Annotated in this window: 21 protein-coding genes; all 21 read left to right on the forward strand. The window is 33.7% G+C overall.

What is annotated here, in order from left to right; genetic code table 11:
- The first annotated feature begins 1 nt into the window (after position 1).
- Entirely contained in the window at positions 2 to 373 is a 372-nt protein-coding gene (gene rinB, locus SH09_RS17360; protein ID WP_042738324.1) for a transcriptional activator RinB, read from the forward strand.
- A gap of 5 nt (positions 374 to 378) precedes the next feature.
- Positions 379 to 519: a hypothetical protein gene (locus tag SH09_RS17420; RefSeq protein ID WP_412179299.1), complete on the forward strand. Its 141-nt coding sequence runs from the start codon at positions 379 to 381 to the stop codon at positions 517 to 519.
- Between the two features lie 13 nt (positions 520 to 532).
- Positions 533 to 979 (forward strand): transcriptional regulator, encoded by a 447-nt coding sequence (locus SH09_RS03915; RefSeq protein WP_042738325.1) that lies wholly within the window; start codon positions 533 to 535, stop codon positions 977 to 979.
- Positions 980 to 1,143: 164 nt separating this feature from the next.
- Positions 1,144 to 1,455, forward strand: coding sequence for an HNH endonuclease (locus SH09_RS03920; RefSeq protein ID WP_042738326.1), 312 nt, complete (start codon positions 1,144 to 1,146; stop codon positions 1,453 to 1,455).
- Between the two features lie 141 nt (positions 1,456 to 1,596).
- On the forward strand, positions 1,597 to 1,962 hold the full coding sequence (locus tag SH09_RS03925) for a hypothetical protein (RefSeq protein ID WP_042738327.1): 366 nt from the start codon (positions 1,597 to 1,599) through the stop codon (positions 1,960 to 1,962).
- Positions 1,959 to 3,611, forward strand: a complete 1,653-nt coding sequence (locus tag SH09_RS03930; RefSeq protein WP_042738328.1) for a terminase TerL endonuclease subunit — start codon at positions 1,959 to 1,961, stop codon at positions 3,609 to 3,611. The genes SH09_RS03925 and SH09_RS03930 overlap by 4 nt, the downstream gene beginning before the upstream one ends.
- Before the next feature lie 11 nt (positions 3,612 to 3,622).
- Entirely contained in the window at positions 3,623 to 4,786 is a 1,164-nt protein-coding gene (locus SH09_RS03935; RefSeq protein WP_042738329.1) for a phage portal protein, read from the forward strand.
- Complete coding sequence (locus SH09_RS03940; protein ID WP_042738330.1) at positions 4,779 to 5,561, forward strand: head maturation protease, ClpP-related; 783 nt, start codon at positions 4,779 to 4,781, stop codon at positions 5,559 to 5,561. The genes SH09_RS03935 and SH09_RS03940 overlap by 8 nt, the downstream gene beginning before the upstream one ends.
- Before the next feature lie 14 nt (positions 5,562 to 5,575).
- Positions 5,576 to 6,790: a phage major capsid protein gene (locus tag SH09_RS03945; RefSeq protein ID WP_042738331.1), complete on the forward strand. Its 1,215-nt coding sequence runs from the start codon at positions 5,576 to 5,578 to the stop codon at positions 6,788 to 6,790.
- Between the two features lie 72 nt (positions 6,791 to 6,862).
- Positions 6,863 to 7,150, forward strand: coding sequence for a hypothetical protein (locus tag SH09_RS03950; RefSeq protein WP_042738332.1), 288 nt, complete (start codon positions 6,863 to 6,865; stop codon positions 7,148 to 7,150).
- Positions 7,134 to 7,484 carry a hypothetical protein gene (locus SH09_RS03955; protein WP_042739007.1) on the forward strand — a complete coding sequence of 117 codons (351 nt, stop codon included), beginning with the start codon at positions 7,134 to 7,136 and terminating at the stop codon, positions 7,482 to 7,484. The genes SH09_RS03950 and SH09_RS03955 overlap by 17 nt, the downstream gene beginning before the upstream one ends.
- Positions 7,484 to 7,879 (forward strand): hypothetical protein, encoded by a 396-nt coding sequence (locus SH09_RS03960; protein ID WP_042738333.1) that lies wholly within the window; start codon positions 7,484 to 7,486, stop codon positions 7,877 to 7,879. The genes SH09_RS03955 and SH09_RS03960 overlap by 1 nt, the downstream gene beginning before the upstream one ends.
- The gene (locus SH09_RS03965; protein WP_235307472.1) at positions 7,876 to 8,289 is read left to right on the forward strand and encodes a hypothetical protein; all 414 of its coding nucleotides are present in this window, start codon (positions 7,876 to 7,878) and stop codon (positions 8,287 to 8,289) included. The genes SH09_RS03960 and SH09_RS03965 overlap by 4 nt, the downstream gene beginning before the upstream one ends.
- Positions 8,290 to 8,350: 61 nt before the next feature.
- Entirely contained in the window at positions 8,351 to 8,986 is a 636-nt protein-coding gene (locus tag SH09_RS03970; protein WP_042738335.1) for a major tail protein, read from the forward strand.
- A 94-nt stretch (positions 8,987 to 9,080) separates the two neighbouring features.
- Positions 9,081 to 9,602, forward strand: a complete 522-nt coding sequence (locus tag SH09_RS03975) for an Ig-like domain-containing protein (RefSeq protein ID WP_042738336.1) — start codon at positions 9,081 to 9,083, stop codon at positions 9,600 to 9,602.
- Between the two features lie 94 nt (positions 9,603 to 9,696).
- Positions 9,697 to 10,023: a phage tail assembly chaperone G gene (gpG, locus tag SH09_RS03980; protein ID WP_052495412.1), complete on the forward strand. Its 327-nt coding sequence runs from the start codon at positions 9,697 to 9,699 to the stop codon at positions 10,021 to 10,023.
- A gap of 41 nt (positions 10,024 to 10,064) precedes the next feature.
- The gene (locus tag SH09_RS03985) at positions 10,065 to 10,265 is read left to right on the forward strand and encodes a hypothetical protein (RefSeq protein WP_042738337.1); all 201 of its coding nucleotides are present in this window, start codon (positions 10,065 to 10,067) and stop codon (positions 10,263 to 10,265) included.
- A gap of 39 nt (positions 10,266 to 10,304) precedes the next feature.
- The gene (locus SH09_RS15775) at positions 10,305 to 15,593 is read left to right on the forward strand and encodes a peptidoglycan DD-metalloendopeptidase family protein (protein ID WP_052495413.1); all 5,289 of its coding nucleotides are present in this window, start codon (positions 10,305 to 10,307) and stop codon (positions 15,591 to 15,593) included.
- Positions 15,593 to 16,420, forward strand: a complete 828-nt coding sequence (locus tag SH09_RS03995; RefSeq protein ID WP_042738338.1) for a phage tail domain-containing protein — start codon at positions 15,593 to 15,595, stop codon at positions 16,418 to 16,420. Before SH09_RS15775 ends, SH09_RS03995 begins: the two co-directional genes overlap by 1 nt.
- Positions 16,421 to 16,429: 9 nt before the next feature.
- On the forward strand, positions 16,430 to 18,019 hold the full coding sequence (locus SH09_RS04000; protein ID WP_042738339.1) for a prophage endopeptidase tail family protein: 1,590 nt from the start codon (positions 16,430 to 16,432) through the stop codon (positions 18,017 to 18,019).
- A complete protein-coding gene (locus SH09_RS04005; RefSeq protein WP_141639728.1) occupies positions 18,009 to 18,476 on the forward strand; it encodes a hypothetical protein in 468 nt (155 codons plus the stop codon). The genes SH09_RS04000 and SH09_RS04005 overlap by 11 nt, the downstream gene beginning before the upstream one ends.
- Positions 18,477 to 18,481 lie beyond the last annotated feature (5 nt).

An 18,481-nucleotide genomic window follows, 5' to 3' on the forward strand; every position in this document is an offset into this window, starting at 1 on the left:
TATGACTAAATACATGTTAAAACAACCTGGTTACGTTGGAGATAGTATAAGAATGCCTGGCGAAACATTTGAGATTAAGAAGTTAAAGCATCCAATTCAACTAGAGGATATGTATAAGAAATTTAAATATATAGTTGTAGGTGAAGATGAGTTACTTACTACGGAGTCATTAAAAGCACGTTTTACCAAAGGCACATACAAATCCGAAACACCTAAACGCATATTCAAAACATTAATGATCATAGGACTATATGAACTAAGTAAATATATAACTGAGCAAGTAATCATCAGAGTACAAGCAAATGATGCAGTTGATGCTCCTAGAGATTTCAGTATATATGATCATATACATTTAAACGAGGTGAGTAAATAATGTGGATGATAGCAGCAATAGTATTGGCATTAATAGCACTTATATTAATCATATCAAACAAGGCAAAGAGTGATTTAATATCGACACTTAGATATGAGAACGCGCACTTGAAGAATTATATACAGGCATATATTGATAAGAAGTAACTGGAGGTATTGGATGAAACTAAGTAAACCAGACTTAAAGAAAGTAGAAGAGTTTTGGGAGAATTTAAATAATATGAAAGGGCAGTTAGCATATAGAAGATATGAACTGTTATACCAACCTACTGACACTAATATCGGGGGCGGGAAGAGTAACCTTATATCTAGTCCTATAGAACGTGAAGTCATTAAATTACATGAAGATGAGTTATACACTAATCTAAGCAAGACTATAACAGCTATAGAGGATATATATAGAAACGCTACACCAGAACAAAAAGAGATAGCTGATTATAGATACTGGGAGAAAGACATATTGATATATGAATGGGAAGACATAGCACAAGCATTAACAGAAAAGAGGAATGATGGGAAGATAATAAGCGTTTATTCAGTACTAAGATTAAGAAGAAAGATGATGGAAGAGACAGCTAAAAGAATAGGATATATTCACTTTGATTAAATCGCAATTCCGGGAACCTCCAATTGCGCAAAGAAATAATGTATATTTATATTATCAAATAGTAAGGATTAATTTGCTAGGCACATCACATTAAGTGGTGTGTCTTTTATTATGTCATAAACATAGGTGATCCATATGTATCTAGATTAAGGAGCTTAACTCTTATGATTGATTACAATGAATATAAAGAACGTAAACGTTTCTATAATAGTAAAGCATGGTCAGATGTTCGTTCATATGTATTGAAACGTGATAATTATGAATGTGAATGGTGTAAGTTAGAAGGAAAAGTGACTACAGATAACTTAGAGGTTGACCATATACAAGAATTACAAGATAGACCAGACCTTAAACTTGATACTGATAATTTACGTGTATTGTGTAAAGCATGTCACAACAAAAGACATACACGATTTCAGTATGGAGGAAATCAATTTAAACCTAAAGAAAATAAATGGTCAGATGAAAACTGGTAAATCCAATGCCCCCGGGTCAAAAGATTTATCAATTTTTTCAAAAGAGGGAGAACGGCGAGTGGGCTCGACTTTGTGAATTTTTCACAATTCTTCACATATAACCCGTACCCCCTCCCCCTATGTGCAGAAAGAGGTGATAAAGTGGAGTTTACAGAGGAACAAAGACGTGAACGTGAGAAACTGGTGAAAAAAGAGGAGAAAAGGCTTCTTGAAATATATAAAGACTTACCGAGTGAAAAGTTAAAAGTGGCCACTGGTTTAATTGTGCAAGCTGCAAGGTTACGTGTGATGCTTAACTATATGTGGGAAGACATACAGGAAAATGGCGAATATGATTTATTCCAGCAGTCAGATAAAGCTCCTCCATACGAACGTGAAAGACCCATTGCTAGGTTATACAATACACGTGACCAATCTTATCAGAGAGCTATTAAACAACTTTCTGATTTATTACCTAAGGAACAAAAGATTGAGGAAACGGATGAGCCCGTTGATGATTATGTATGATTAGAAACAAGTACGTTGATGAATATATCCAATTATGGAGAGATGGAAAGATAATTCTCAATCAAGAACGTATTGATTTAATAAAGTATTTGGAAGAAACAGTCTTAGTTAAAGATCATATTCATTTTGATGAAGATACTATAGAAAATTGTATCAAGTTTATTAACAAATGGTATTTTCCGGTTCAACTTTATCAAAAATTTGTAATAGCTTTTATATTCTTAATGGATGATGAACTTGAAACACCTTATTTTACTGAATTCGCATTATTCATGGGGCGTGGTGCTGGTAAGAATGGATTTATCAGTGCAATTAGTGATTTTATGACTACTCCAATACATGGAATTAAGAAATATGATATTTCAATTGTTGCGAATAGTGAAGACCAAGCAAAAACATCATTCAATGAGATATATGATTGTTTGTTAGAACACAAACGAAACAAAACAGGTGAAAGACCTAAAGCACCATATGAAGTTAGTAAAACAGAGATTAAAAATCGAGCTACAGGTTCAATTATCAAATACAACACATCTAATACGAAAACCAAAGATGGCGGACGTGAAGGATGTGTTATTTTTGATGAGATTGCTGTATATGAAACGGCAGATATGGTGAACGTAAAACGTGGTGGTCTTGGTAAAGTACCGCATGATAGAACGTTTTATATTTCTACTGACGGTTATGTTCGTGAAGGATTTATGGATAGTATGAAAGATAGAGTGTTAGAAGTATTGAAAGGTACAAATACTGATGACCGTATATTTCCTTTTTATTGTAAATTAGATGACCCTAAAGAAGTTGACGATGAATCAATGTGGGAAAAATCTAATCCGATGTTACATCCTCCTTTAACAGGATACGCAAGGAATCTAAAGCGTAAAATTAAAGAAGAATACAATGTTTTGCACATTAATCGTTCTAATAAACCTGAATTTATGACTAAACGAATGAATTTACCTGAAGTGGATGAAGAAAAAGTAGTTGCACCTTGGGATGAAATACTTGCTACCAATAAAATAATGCCAGAATTGGATAACAAAGCTTGTATTGGCGGTCTTGATTACGCTTTAGTACGAGATTTTGCGAGTGTAGGATTGTTATTCAGAGATAACGACACATATTATTGGAAAACTCATTCGTTTATACGCCGTGAATTTTTAGAAACTACACATCTTGAACCGCCTATAGAGAAATGGGCTAATGATGGTCTACTTACTATAGTCGATGATGATGTTATCGATATTTCGTACATTGTTAATTGGTTTTTACAACAACAACAAAAGTATAACTTAACTAAAGTTATATCAGATAACTTCAGAACTGACATTGTACGCAGACCATTTGAAGAAGCTGGTATACCTTTAGAAGTTATTAAGAATCCAACTGCTATACATGGCTTATTAGCGCCACGTATAGATACAATGTTTGCAAAAAAACAAATTGTTTTCGGGGATAATCCTTTAATGCGATGGTTCACAAATAATGTAGCAGTAAAAATGCAACCAGATGGAAGTAAGAAATACATCAAAAAGGATGAAGTAAGACGTAAAACAGATGGTTTTCATGCTATGTTACATGCGTTGTATAGAGCGGATGAAATATTGGAGTATGATCAACCGTTTATCATGGCAGATATTAGCTTTTAGGAGGTGATAAATTGAGTATATTCGATAGGATAATGGGACGTAATGAAGCAATTGAGTTTAGTTATGATTTTGAATTATTAAGAGAAACTTCACATAAAGCTTATATAAAACGTTGGGCTTTAGATACATGCATTAATCATATTGCTAGAACAATTAGTCAAACAAAATTCGAAATAATCGAGAATGGTAAAAAGGATTTTAATTCAACAACACATTATAAGTTAAATGTCCGTCCTAATACCGATGAAAGTGCTGCTACATTTTGGCAAAGGGTTATTAGGAAGTTGATTTATGACAACGAAGTTTTAATCGTTGTCACTGACACTAAAGACTTAATTATAGCTGATGATTTTTATAGAGACGAATACGCACTGTATGATGATATATTTGAGCATGTCATTGTAGGAGAATACGAATTCGAACGTACTTTTAAAATGAGTGATGTTATATATCTTGAATACAATAACGAATCAATAACTGAAATGTTATACGGATTATTTAGTGATTATGGCGATATATTTGGCCGATTAATCACAGCTAATTTAATGAATAATCAAATACGCGCAACTTTAAGTATGGATGCAAATACACCATTAACTAATGCTAGTAATGATGATATGCAAAAGTTTATAAATAAGGCGTATAAAGCTTTTGAAAGTAATGATATCGCTATTGTACCTGTACAAAAAGGTTATAAATATGAAGAACATACATCCAGTAACAGTGCTAAAACTTCATCACAAATTGATGATTTAGCTAAAGTACCTAACCAACTATTAAGTTACGTTGCGCGAAATCTTGGTATACCCGTTGGATTGATTAACGGAGAAACTGCAGATATAGAAGCGATGACAAATAACTACATGAAGTTTTGTATCAAACCTATCATTGAGAAGATCACAGATGAATTAAACGCAAAACTTTTCAGTGAACGCGGTTATAAAGAAGGTAAACGAATTAAAGCAATTTCAATAGACCAAAAAGGACCATTAGAAGTGAGTGAAGCAGTCGACAAACTCATTGTTAGTGGTTCTTTTAATAGAGATGAGATTCGTGAGCTCACAGGTTATGAACCTATAGGTAGTGAAGAAATGCAGAAATTTATAATCACTAAAAACTATCAAACTGTAGATGAAGAGACTACAGATAATGAAGGAGGTGATTTAAATGAGTAACAACGAGATAGATATTTATGGTTTTATCGATAATGTAACTGTTGAAGGAATGACCATCAGTCCACAAACCATAAAAGACCAATTGAAAGCTATGGGAGATGTCGATGAAATCATTGTGAATATAAACAGTAATGGTGGAGATGTATTTTCAGGCGTTGCTATTTATAACATGTTGAGACGACACAATGCACATATAACGATTAATATCGATGGATTAGCTGCTAGTATTGCTTCTGTTATAGCGATGGCTGGTGACACTGTGAATATGCCGGGCAACGCAATGATGATGGTTCATAATGCTTGGACTGAAATAGCAGGAGATTCTAACACGTTTAAAAAACAAGCCGATTCATTAGAACGTATTAATTCTGTTGTTTTTAATAGTTATGTTGATAAAAACCCTGATATAGATCATGCGCTTTTACGTCAATATATGGACGAAGAAACATGGTTTACAGCAAAAGATGCAAAAGAATTAGGGCTAATTGATAACATAACTAAAAGTACGCGTGTAGCTGCTGCTGCAACATCAGCAATGTTAGGAGGTGAAACGTTTATGAGCAAGTATCGTAATGAAGACCCAACACAACAAACGCAGGACCCTAAAAAACAAGGGGAACAAATCACTGTGGAAGATGTAATGGATAAACTAGATGAAATTTTATCTGAAGTCAAAAAAGGAAATGAACAAGGGAGCGGAGAAGGTAAGAAAGAAGAGCCTAACGAAGCACCTCAAAATAGTTTTGCAAGGCTATTTAATATGAATACAAAATAAAGGAGAATGAAATTATGCCTATTAATTTAGAGAACAAAGAAGGATTCGAGAATTCTCAAAAACTTTTACAAGAATTTTCAAATATGAATCCACAAGCAACAGACGAGGAAGTTAAAGCAAAATACACTGAATATATGAATGCATATAGTGAAGAACTTGCCAATGCAATTCGAAAAGATATTAAAAATGAAACTGGAGATACTGCAGTTCTAAATTCTCGAAATGTAAATCGTTTAACGAATGAAGAAAAGAAATTCTATAACGCATTAGTATCAGAAGATCATGTTAATACAGATACTAATTGGAAAGATGGGGAATTATTACCTGAAACTGTTGTCGACCGTATCTTTGAAGATATCGAAACTGACCACCCATTATTAAAACATATCAATATCGAACGTACTGGTTTAAGAACACGCGTTATTCGTTCAGTAACAGAAGGACAAGTAGTTTGGGGTAAAATCTTTGGAGAGATTCGTGGCCAATTAGAAGCTTCATTCTATGAACAAGATATTTCTCTAGGTAAAGCAACTGCTTTCGTAGTAGTACCTAAAGATTTAAAAGATGCAGGCGTGCAATGGGTAGACCGTTTTGTACGTGCGCAAATTAAAGAAGCTTTTGCCGTAGCTATTGAAAAAACAGCGATTCAAGGTGAAGGTAAAGCTAAAGACCAACCAGTCGGTTTATTAAATGAAATTAACCGTACAAATGGAGCTGTGTCAGCTAAGCCAAGCGCTGGGAAACTAACTTTAGAAACGCCTGAAATTGCTATTAAAGAAATTGGAAATATCATTAGTAATTTATCAATCAAAGAGTATTATGATAAAGATGGCAACGTTAAAAGAACAAAAGGCGCAAATGTTTTAAATAATGTTGTGATTGCTTTAAATCCAGTAGATTATATTTATACTGGTGTTGCTTTCATGCAAGTACACAATGGTGCATTTGTTAGCCCTATTCCGTTTAATGTAACGTTTGAACAAAGTGAATTCGTACCAAAAGGTAAAGCTGTTGCTTATGATAAATCACGTTATCATTTCTATGCAGGTAGCGAAGTTATTGTACGTGAATTTGACCAAACGCTTGCTTTAGAAGATATGGATTTATATACGGCGAAACAATACTTATATGCTGAACCTGATGATAATAAAACATCATTTGTTTATGACGTGGACTTTTCATCACATGGAGCGCCAACTGATACAGATGCAGGAACTGAAACACCCTAAAGCACCCCAAAACGTTGAAGTAAATGCAAATAGTAAATCTGCATCTATTTCAGCTGAATAGGGGGTTTTTAAATGATTGATTCTATTCATGTAGAAGAGTTTAAAAAGCGTAATAGAATATTCTATGAAATGGAAAACGAAAGAATAAGAATTGATTTGGAGCTTTCATATAATGATATCAAAGCAAAATGCGGTGATTTCAATATGGAAGAGTATAATCTTGGTCGTGAGTTAGTTTATGAACGTACAAGGTATGTTTTAAATGATAAATTAGAAGAATTTCACGATAACTTTTTATCTAGCATTGTTCAATTTCAAATTATGAATATGGAGGTATCGGATGATGACACAATCACATAGAAAAATCATAACTGGTGGCGATATGCGTACACCGGTTATTTTTTATATAGCAAAACCAAACGATGATTTTTTTCCTGGAGAAAATACTAGTGAAGTATATTATCAATGTTTTGCTAATGTTTATCCTCCTTCGCAGAAAGATTTGGACATGACAGATAATAAAGCAACAATTACTATGATTACTTGGTATTCGATGGAATATGAAATTCGAGATGATATGTATTTTGAAATAGATTTACCTAGATATAAAGGGAAAAAATTTAATATTATTCAAATTGATGACGACACAGATTTTCATTCAAATATAAAAATAATTGGCGAGTATATAAGTTAATGAGCGTAGAAATTAAAGGGACGCATAACATGCTACGTAAGATTAGAGAGCAATATGGAGAAGCGAAAATGTTAAAAGCGCAAGATGAAGCGTTAAAGCTAGGCTCTAAATATGTTGTAGGTGTTATGAAAGAGAATTTTGAAGTTTTTAAAGATACTGGTGAAAGTATAAATGAAATAAGTGTCACAAGTCCTTATTATATTTACGGTAAAGTTCGAATGGTCAAATTACATTGGGAAGGTTCTATGAATCGTTACGCTATTATTCATCTTAATGAATATGGCTCTGTAAAACATCCCAATCCTAGAGGTAAAGGTGCAATAGCGCGAACTATGTTTATGGCAGAAAAACCATATAAAAAAATTATTAAAGAAACGCTAGAAGGTGAATTATGATGTTTGATATGTTGAAAACTATACAAAAATACCTATTGAATAATGCAACAATTGCTCAATATTGTAAGGGTCGCATTCGAGCGTATTATTATGATGAAACTGCCGACACTTCAGGGCCGTATATATTGATTAGTCCATTAATTGCACCTCAACCATCGACATATGCAAGTGATACAAATTTATCGACTGAATATTTATATCAAATCGATGTACGTGGTCCTAACTACGATGTCGTAAAGTTGTTACAAGAGGAAATAAGAAAAACGTTATGGAATATTGGTTTTCGTCAACAAGATGGTACAGACCAATATGATCATGAAATTAAAATTTATATGGATGCCAGACGTTATAGAGGTAATCCATATACGATTGATAGTTTAAGACATATAGATAAAGATTTAATTGAATAGGCAAGCCTTTCGTATAAACGGAGGGCTATTTTTTATGCCTAAATTTAAGGAGGAAATGTAAATGGGTAGATATAATGCCAATACCGGATTAGGTGAATTTTATTATGCAGTATTATCTGAAACAGCAAATGGCGATTTAACAATAGGTGATATTAAAGTAGTGGATTATGTACAAGAAATGTCACTTGAATTCGGTGAAGAATTAGAAAAAGCATACGGTTCGAATAAGGTAGCTGAAATTGCTAAATCAGCAGGAGAAACTCAAGGAACATTCAAATTCCACAAACTTCCTATTGATGTTCAAAAAGATTTATTAGGATTAATCGAACATAAAGAAACAAGTAATGTATATGGTTTTGGTCAATCTTCCGGAATCACTTATACTGCTGTTGCTATTCCTAGAACTATGGAAGACGGTTCTAAAGAATGGTTTGGATTATCTAAAGGTGTGTTCACACGTCCTAATAAGGAAGGGCAAACTAAAGAAGATGGCGTAGAATTCGGTTCTGATGAAATTGAAGGTCAATTTATGGAACGTGAAGTAGGCGGCTTTGATGAAGATTTAGCAGTAATGATGGCCTACGACCAAAAAGGATCTACTGAAGGTAGAGATGCTATTTTTAAATCTATTTTCGGTAAAGTATCTAATGAACAAACTCCAGAGCAACCTGATACAAACGAACAGGTAACACCCTAACGAACCCCAAAATGTTGAGGTTACAGTGAATAGCAAGTCAGCTGTAATCTCTGCAGAATAGGGGCGTTCATAGTATTAATAAGGAGGAAATGAAATGGCAGATACATTAAAAGTTTATAAAGGTACTTATTTAGTAGGAAGTGCAGAAAGAGGTTCAGACGGAACAGCTAGTGTTACCATTAATGAATTAGAAGCTAATACCGATTATCCAGCAGGCACTTTCCAAGTGGCATTCGCTAACGATAACGGAGAATCAACTAAAGTAAAGGTGCCGGCGTTTAAAACTAATCCTATTAAAGTAACAGGAGTTACATTAGATAAAACAGAATTAGCGCTTAACGTTGGAGATTCGGCTACTTTACAAGCGACTGTCTCACCATCAACAGCAACAGATAAGACTTTATCTTATGCAACATCAGATAATGCAATTGCAACTGTTGATGAAAATGGTGTGGTAACAGCGGTAGCTGCAGGTACTGCTAACATTACAGTTACAACGAATGATGGTTCTAAGACAGCTACTTGTAATTTAACAGTTTCAGAAGCTACACCTGAAGAACCTCAGAATGTAAATGTGGACTCTAACGAAACAGATGCAGACGTAACAGCAGAATAATATTTAGGCGACTTCGGTCGCCTATTTTTGTATACAAAAATAATATAAATAATCGGTCGAATAGAAAACCCGATGAAAAAGGAGAAATAAAATTATGGCAAACGCATTAGTATTAAACATTAACGGTGAAGAGAAAAAGTTTTATAAACAAGGTGGTTTCACAGGTAAACAAGCTCGTAAGGGAACACGTTTATCTATGAGAATGAGCGCTTTAAGTACAAATCCTGAAGGTTTAACTATTGAGCAAACAGAAAAATTTGAAGAAACGTTGGATCAAATCGAGAAAATGATTGCAGAAGATTTATATAATAATCAATTCACAGTAGATGAATTGCAAGATGGCGTTGATGGTGACAAATACTTTGAAACAATTATCACTGAAGTTAGTGGAGCTAACGAAGACACGGGAAAGAAAAAATAGATGGTAGTTCACTAACAAAAGAAGATTTGACTTTCGAACGCATGTCTAAAAACGTAGACATTATTTACCAAGATTTATTAGAAGCTGGATGGAAGATGACAGATATAGATAACACAGAAATATTTGAACTCATAAGAATATTGCAGTTGAAAAATAAAAAAGAAAGCAAATCTAAAACTGTAGGAGCAAACGAGAGCTTAATTGGAGCGATAACTGGTAAAGATCCACGTAAATCCAGTTAAGCTCTTTTTTTATGAACTTTTGTAGAAAGGAGGATGTAAATGGCAGGTGATATAAAAGGATTCACTATAGATTTAGGGATTGATACCTCGGATATTGATAGAGGAATGGCTAATTTACAACGTAAATTAAAAACAGCTGACGCACAAATGAAAGCAAATTTATCAACTTTTGATAAAGCTGAAAAATCAGTAGATAAATACGGAACAGAACTTGAAGGTTTAAATAAAAAGCTTACACAACAAGGTCGTGTCAGTGAAGAATCACAGAAAAAATTGGATAAATTAAGAAATGCGCAAGAAAGCATGTCTGACAAACTTAAAGAATCGGCTGTGAACGCTCAAAATGCGAAAAAACGATATGATGATTTGAGTAATTCATATGAAAAGATGAATAATGAATTAAAAGAACATCAATCTAGTGTTAAGTCTGCACAAAATGCCCAAAAACAGATGCAAAATACTGTTACAGCATTGGGTGCTAAAATGAAAAACGCTAAAAGTTCTGTAGATGAATTAGAACAAGAATTCAAAGAGTTGAGTGAATCAGGAAAAGCATCTAAAACAGAATTAACTTCTTTAAGTAATCAATTATCTAAGGCCAAGGTTAACTATAACAACCTTTCTAAAGCAGTTGATAGTGCAAAGAAAGATTTAAATGAATCTAAAATAGCCACATCTAATGCAAAAAATGAATTACAAAAATTCAGTGACGCAAATAATGATGCTATGGTTAATGCTAAAACTGCAATGACTGAAGCTAAGAAAGAAGCAAATAATGCCGAAAAATCTTACGCTTCTTTGAATCGAGAAGTTGGCCAATTACCGGCTAAGTTAGATAAAGCAGAAAAAGAAGTTTATGAAAATGCATTAGCTTATAATGTTTTGCAAAACAGAATTAATGAAACTAATGATGAATTATCGAAGTTACAACGCAAACAAACAATCATTGGTGGCATTGGCGTAGCAGCTGCTGCAATGGGTCAACGTTGGGAAGAAGTTAACGCTAAAATCAATAAAATTGGTAATAGTTTTAGAAATGTTGGTTATGTTGTCAGAGGGATTGCTATGGGTGGATTGATTGCGAACATTTCCGCTATTATTCCGGTTGCTGGTAGTGCAGTAAGTGCCATTGCTGGTATTGGTGGTGCTGCAACTGCAGCTGCTGGTGGCGCTATTGGTTTGGGTGGCGCATATGGAACTGCATTAGGTGGTGTTATGGCATTCACAGGCCAAGCAACAACAGCACTAAAAATGTTAGAAGACGGAGAAATACGTGTTACTAATGAAGTCAGAAACTACAAAAATGTATTAAGTGGCTTACAAAACCAATGGAAAGATCTAGTCAAAGCAAATCAGGCTGCAATTTTCAACACAATGGCTAACGGTATTAATATTGCAAGAATTGCTTTAACACAATTGACACCTTTCATTACACAGACTACTAACAAGATTGCTAGTGCATCTAAAGAAATGCGTAACTGGGTTACCTCTTCAGAAAATGCGCAAAATGCCTTCAAACTTATTAATAATATAGGACCTCCTATATTCCAAAATTTACTCAATGCAGCAATGCGTGTTGGTAATGGTATAACTCACATGTTTACAGAATTTGGACCACTATTCACATGGACTGGTAAAGGTATTGAAAGTCTAGCTAATAAATTCAATGCATGGGCAAATAGCACTAGTACTGATAAAGGAATTGCTCAGTTTATAGAGTATACTAAAACGAATTTACCTGTTGTAGGACAAATATTTGGTAATGTATTCAACGGTATAATCAGTCTTTTTCAAGCTTTTAGTGGTCATTCTCAAACAGTAATGCAGGGTATGGCAGGAGTAACTAAAACATTTAAAGATTGGGCAGCTAATTTATCTTCTACTGAAGGATTCAAAAACTTTATAGCTTATTTAAATCAAAACGGCCCTAAAGTTTGGCAGTTATTAAAAAACATTGGCAACATTATTGTTGGTTTAGTTAAAGGTATGGCTCCAGTTGGTTCGGTAGTGCTTAGTATTACAACTGCTATTACTGGATTTATTGCTAAGGGTGCGACAGCTAATAACACAATGGGGATGATGACAGGTATTTTAACTGCTGTAGGTGGCACATTAGCAGCTATAATTCCTATATGGGGTGTTTATAGAACTGTAATGGGTAGTGTAACTATAGCCACTGGTATAGCAAGAGCAGCAACAACTGTATATCGTGGTGTTATGAGTGCTGCACAAACTGCAACCATAGCATATATGTATGCTACTAAAGGATTAACTGTTGCTCAAATGGGGCAAGCAGTTAAGTCAAAAGTCGCTGCAGCAGCAACAGTGGTGTGGACAGGAGTTACAAAAGCAGCAACTATAGCAACCAAAGGTTTAGGTCTAGCTATTAAATTTATGACAGGTCCTATAGGATTAGTTATTACCGCAATTACTGCACTAGTAGCAGGTATCGTCTATTTATGGAAGAACAATGAAACTTTTCGTAATTTCGTGATTACTGCTTGGAATCAAATTAAAGCTACTGCCATATCAGTATTTGGTTTCTTAAAACCTTATATTATCGGTATTTGGAATGGTATCAAAAATGTAAGCATTGCAGTTTGGAATGGTTTGAAAACTGCAGCAATTGCAACGTGGAATGGCATTAAATTTGCTATACAAAATCCAATTCAAGCATTAAAAATTGTTTTATCTGCAATATGGAACGGTATAAAAGTAGCGGCATTATGGGTTTGGAACGCAATAAAATCAGGTGTTATAAAAATCGTTAAGCTTTGGATAGCTGCAATGAGATTATATATCACTTTGATTAAGACGGTCGTTACTACAGTTTTCAACGCAGTTAAGAATTTTTCAATTAGAGTTTGGACATCTTTAAAAAATGGAGTAGTTCGATTAGCTAAATTATTATATACAGGTGTGACTAATTATTTCAAACTTGTAAGGAAAGTCAATTCTGTAATTTTTAATGCAGTTAAGAATTTTGCACTAAAAATTTGGACTTCTATAAAAAATGGTGTTATTTCAAGAGCTAAGTCATTGTGGAATGGTGTTCGAAATACATTTAACACTTTGAGAAAAGGCGTATCCGCAATTTTTAATGGTGTAAAAAATATAGCTTATAAAGCATGGAGCTGGATTCGTAATAAAGTAGTTAATTATGCTAAATCTTTATGGAACGGTGTACGAAACACTTTTAATTCTTTAAGAAAAGGTGTTTCGAATATTTTTGGAAGTGTTAAAAATAATGCTATAAAAGTATGGAATACCATTAAAAATAAATTAACTGGAATTGCATCAAGTATTTGGAATTCTGTTAAGAAAACTTTTAATAACATGAAAAATGGTTTGAAAGGGATTATCGACAAAATCAAAGGTCATATCACCGGAATGGTAAATGCAGTTAAAAAAGGTCTGAATAAACTTATTGAAGGCGTTAACTGGGTTGGCGATAAGCTTGGAATGAAAAAGTTACCATCTATTAAGTTGCATACCGGTACTGACCATACTAATACTACAACTAATGTTGTGAAAAATGGTAAAATCGCTCGTGACACATTCGCTACTGTTGGCGATAAAGGTAAAGGTAACGGACCAGGCGGTTTCCGACATGAAATGATTCGTTATCCAAACGGTAAAACAGCTATTACACCTAATAGAGATACAACGGCTTATCTACCACAAGGATCAACTGTTTATAATGGTGCTCAAACTTATAGTGCGCTAAGTAGCAGTCCAGCTTTTTCAAATGGAACAATGCCTAAGTTTCATAATGGTACAAATAAAAAGAAACATTGGTACGAAAATGTTGCTGATAAAGTGACAAAAGGTGTATCTGATTTCGGTAAAGGAGCAGGGCAAAAATTCCATGGTGTAAAAGATAAAACATCAGAATTTTTAGAAGGTGCAAAAAGTGTCGTAGGTAAGGGTACTAAGTGGCTCGGCGATAAAGTCGGAGACGTTATGGATTGGGTAAGTAAACCTGGAAAGTTACTAAATAAAATTTTAGAAGGTTTCGGTGTAGACATGAAATCTTTTGGTATTCCTAAAGGCGCAAGCTTACCTTTTGATATGATGAAAGCGATGTTTAGCAAATTAAAACAAAGTGCTACTGATTTGTTGAAAAGCTGGTTAGAGGATGCTCAAGGTGGAGAAGGAGATGCCAGTTGGTTATTCAAACATCCAATATGGCAAAAATTCGGTAACTACACCGGCGGATTAAATTTTAACGGTGGTAAACACTACGGTATGGACTTTGGAATGCCAATAGGCACTAATGTTAAAGCAGTTGCAGGCGGTAAAGTTTCTAATGTATGGACTGATTACGGTGGCGGTAAGTCAGTAGAAGTTCAATTAGGAAAAAACATGTGGAATTGGTATATGCATTTGTCTAAACAATTAGTTAAAAAAGGGCAAAAGGTTAATGCTGGTGATTTAATTGGTAAATCAGGTGACACTGGTAATTTCGTACGAGGAGCACATTTACATTTCCAATTAATGAAAGGTGACCACCCGGGAAATGATACAGCTAAAGACCCGATGAGTTGGTTGAAAGGATTGACTGGTGGAGGTAAAAAAGCAGCTTCTAAATGGGCACCAGAAATTCGAAAAGCAGCCAAAAGAATGAAAGTTAATTTATCTAACAAAGAGTTACAGGGTATCATAGCTCAAATACAACGTGAATCTAATGGTGATGCTGGTGTAACTCAAGGTAACATCGGCGATATAAATAACTTGAGAGGAACACCAGCGCAAGGTTTATTACAATATGTACCTAGTACTTTCAAATCCTACGCAGTTAAAGGTCACGGAAACATTAAAAGCGGTTATGACCAATTACTTGCATTCTTTAACAACTCTAACTGGAAACGTGATTTACCTTACGGCAAAAGCGGTTGGGGTCCAACAGGACATAGACGTTTTGCTACAGGTGGATTAATAAAAAATTCTGGTTGGTATAATATTGCTGAAGCAGGCTATCCAGAATGGGTAATTCCTACTGATCCTAGTAGACGTAATGACGCTATGAAATTACTTGCTTTAGCAGCGCAAGATATTCAAGGCGGAAAATCTACCACAGGTAATAAAAGACCTAACAATTTAAAATCACCTAGTACGTCTAATGACGATTCTATGCTTAAAAAGGTTGTAGAACGCCAAGATGAACAAATTAATCAAATGCATCAAGCAATAAATTATTTAGCGCAGTTAGTTACTAGCAATCAAGATATAGTTAACAAACCTGTTCCGACCGAGGAAGGTATCAGTAAAAAACAGGGTCAGCGTTCTAAATTGATGGCGTTTAATATTGGAGGTAGTTTAAATTAATGAAACATGAAGTGAAAATTTTTAATGATGAATTCAATGTGAATTTAACTGATATACCTAAATTGAAATTTCTAGATTTTTCAGAAGAAGGAGTAGAGGTTAAAGCAAATACTAAGGAGATAAATGGCACAGATGGTGTAGTTATGGGACCGATTAATTTCGGTCCTTTTGATTTAGTTTTGAATTTTTCCTTTATTGGTCATGATATTGATGACTATAACTTAATGTTACAAAAACTTAGAAGATTACTTTTCAAAAGAGAAGCATTTTATATTTGGCATTCATTTATGCCTGGAAAAAAATACGCTGTCTATTGTACTGAAAATGCAATAGATTTTAAAACGCCTACTTTTGGTACATTTTCTATTAAATTTTCAGTAATAAAAGGTTATTCAGAATCATTAAGAGAAACTGATAAGTTTAGTTTATCAAGTGGTGAATGGCAATTTGAAACAGGTGTATTATCGGTAGATGATGTTAAATACAAACACAATACTACAGGATTTAAGATTTATAACGGTTCTACTGACACGATAGACCCACACATTCGACATAAATTTAGATTATTAATTAATATTGATGCGCCGAAAGGTTTTACACTCACTAACAATACAACGGGTGATGTTTTTAAATATAATAAGGCAATTAAAAAGAAACAAACATTAATATTAAATGGTGTTCATCCTACAATAGATAATAAACGCGTAGGATCGAATACAAATTGGCAATGGATTACATTAGTTCCAGGGTTCAATGAAATTGAAATTACTGGCGAAAATATTAGTAATCCCACGACACAATGGGTTTTCCCATTTATATATAGGTAGGTGAATGAATTGGACGCATTGATATTAAAAAATAGAAAAGGTACATTCGGTGAAATATTAACAGATTTTGATTTAGATTCTTTTAAATATGAATATGAAAAAAATAATGAGCGCTCAATTTCGTTTACTATATATAAAACAAATAACAATGCTGATATTTTTGAAAATGTTTTGAATGAAATGTTGCTTGAATGGAAAGGTCAAACGTATGTTATTAAATCCACATCTATAAAATATGATGGAAGTATCGTTACAAATGAAGTTGTGGCTAAACATATATTTATGGAGTTTCAAAATCACTATATTCAAAAGGATTTAGAAAATGAAGAACTGAATGGCGAAGAATCTACTGGTGATGAAACTAAAACTACTATGACATTAGAACAATATTTAGATTTTGGTTTTAAAGGTAACAAACTTGATTTCAGTTACGAAATTAAAGGCGATTTTAAAGACAGAAAGCCCGTAGAGGAACTTGGTAATAAAAATGGTATGGAATATATTACTGAAGGTGCAGATGTATTTGATTATATTTATTTTGCGGATAATAAAAAGATTTACTTTTATGATCAATCGACGTTTTATCAAATGTCAGATATGCCTTTAATCTACAAATATAATTCTAGTGAGGTACAAGCAACAACCACTACGACTGATGTTAAAACATATATTCAAGGCTATGGCCAAAAGAAAACCAAAACTGAAACTAAAAATTATAATCCTATTAAACCACCGGATTTAAAGTTTAATGGTAAGTTTTTCAAAGAAGGCACATGGCGAACACAAAATGTCGGTGATTCATACGAGAAAACATTTGAATGTAAGTGGGGAAATGAAACGCTAACTTGGACTCTCAAGAAACTATCAAGAGGTGGATTGTTAGATGTATATTTAGATGGCGAATTAATAAATAGATACAGTTGTTATAGTCACACCGCACGTTCTGAACAAATAGTTATTGCACGTAATTTAAGCAAAGGCTCACATACTTTCAAGGCTGTTCATAGAGGTGCAGACCCTAACGTTAAAGAATATAAAACAGCACCTACGATGTATGTAGGTACTGAAAAATCTACAGTGTTAAATATAACTGCTGTATTAAAAGGTTCTGATATGTATAAAGCCTATGCAGAATACAAATCACCTAATTATGAATTGTTTGGCCATTCAGAAGCGCCAACTCTGTTTGATGATACAGCATTAGATGAAGATGAATTACTGACAAATCTAAAAGCACAATTAAATGACCAACCTACAGTAGAGGTATCAACAAACTATTTAGGCAGTGTGGAAGATAAACATTACTTAGGTGATGGAGATATAAAAGAAAATCACATGATACATTTCATACACAAACCATTAGGTTTTAATATAGATTTAAAAGTAGTGAAATTAACCGTACCACATCCATTAACTAATGAATCAGTTGAAGTAGATTTCAGTAATTCTCCAACTGACATTATTAAAATACAACAAAATTTAAATAGAAATATTAAAAAAATGAATAATCTAACGCAGGGCGGCTCACTAGGTGAATCGTCTTTTTCTATGCCGAAATTAGCGTCAGATTCAATAGGGAGTGTGTTAGTTGATGGATAACCCTACAGAAATTAAATATCCATTTGATGATTATGGCGACCCTTACTATGCTGCAACACATTTTAAAGCGATTCAAAATATCGAAGATATATTAAAAGATTCTACAGATTGGATTGAATTTACGCCGTTAAGCGGAAAACCTAACACTGAATTTAAAGCAGAGGGTGACAATGGATTTAACTGTTCCTACAGAGAAATAAATGTTTTAGGCATTGTAAAAATAAAAAGTGTAAGAATTAATTTATCTAATGTACAAAATGGTATGACAATCGCTAATCTGCCAGAAAATTTTGTTTCTGAATCGCAATCTTGGCCAATTAGAACGCCAAACACTCATTTACCAGCCATCGTCTCATTACGACCAAATGGTAAATTAACACTTGTTTTCAATAAACAAGACACAGAGACATGGACAGAAACAGATTATATATATGGATCACACACATGGATAGAATAGAAAGG

This window comes from Staphylococcus gallinarum, from assembly GCF_000875895.1.
Lineage (GTDB): Bacteria > Bacillota > Bacilli > Staphylococcales > Staphylococcaceae > Staphylococcus > Staphylococcus gallinarum.